General features: G+C 68.0%; 1 protein-coding gene. It reads right to left on the reverse strand.

Features of this window, described 5'->3' with window-relative positions; genetic code table 11:
• Positions 1–1,186 (reverse strand): hypothetical protein (locus ACSFA3_RS23990; RefSeq protein WP_435507900.1); only part of this gene is annotated, 1,186 nt, incomplete at its 3' end.
• Positions 1,187–1,268: the final 82 nt, after the last annotated feature.

The following is a 1,268-nucleotide window of genomic DNA, read 5'->3' on the forward strand; positions in this document are numbered from 1 at the left end:
AGAATCGATAATCCATGCCGGCACCCTCGTTCCCGCGTGCTGCCGTCGCCCCCGTCAACGCTGCCGAAATCGCTTCCCCCGTCGTGTGGAGCGTCCCGGCTCGCGGCGATGCTTTCTCCAAATGGCGCGCGTGCATCGCGCCGTAGTCGGAACTCTCGAAGATCACCGCCAAGCCATTCGCTGTGCGCAGGCGCAGGTTCCAGAAGTAGTAGCCCTCGGTCAGGCTCTCGACCGTCCAGCCGCGCGAGACGGCGGTGTCGTCGAGGCAAGCCGTCAGCAGCGCGTCCATTGGCACCCGCTGGGCGTGCAGGTAGCGCGCCGTGGCGTTGTCGCGGTAGCTGCCGTCGAGCCGGGAGAACTCCCGGAAGACGATGGTGCCGGCGCCGCAGTGCTGCTGCGCCCACGAGAGGTAGGCCGACACGTCCTGCGGCCGTGCGACGCCGTCGCGCTGAAGAATGCACACCATGCGCAGCGGCATCGCGTCGGCCAGTTGCCGTGCAGTGCGCTCGAACACCGTCTGGTCGCCGATCTCCAGCCTGGGCCTGAAACGCATGATGGCCTGGTTGGTTGCACCTTCATGGTGGTGGCGGGACAGTTCGAGCCAACTCAAGCCGAAGTCCTGCAGAGCACGCGTCAGAGTGGCTCCGCCCGCCTTGGCAAAGCCGGCGCCGTTGGTGTACAGCACGCGGTCTTCGACGCACGGTCCGTCGCCAGCTTCGGCGGCGGCCAGCGTGTCCAACAGTTGCAGCATCCAGCCGGCGTCGTCTCTGGTTTCCACGCGCGACAGCGACCACGAGAGCGGCACGCCGCGCAAGGCCCGCAGCGCACGGGCAAGGCCATCGAAATACGTGCCGTCGGGCCGCAGCCGGGAGGCCGGCACACCGCCATCGGTCTTGCGAAGGTTCTCCGAGCAGAAGCCGCAGCGTGCCGAGCAGGGCTGAACGGCCGCATAGGGCGTGAAGGTCAGGGGTTGCGCAAGGCGCCGCCGGACACCGCCGATGGTGTGCGAGTGCCAGCGCGCCGCCTGTCGCGGGTCGGGCGTGCGCATGTTGACCTGTCCGACGGTGGCGCGCAGGCGCTCGAAGAACGGAGAACTTGCGCTGCGCGGCAGGTCGGCGACGGCCACGCTGTCCATGGGAATGGTGGGCGCGCGCGTGGCACTGTCGCAAGGCGTTGCGGAAAGCATGTCGGGCGGAGGGACCAAGAGTCTATGCACCCGCAACGATACGACACTGCGCTGCGCGCGTTGAACGAGAATCTGCCGCTCA

Origin of the sequence: Variovorax glucosi (assembly GCF_051216695.1) — a bacterium.
Taxonomy (GTDB): domain Bacteria; phylum Pseudomonadota; class Gammaproteobacteria; order Burkholderiales; family Burkholderiaceae_C; genus Variovorax.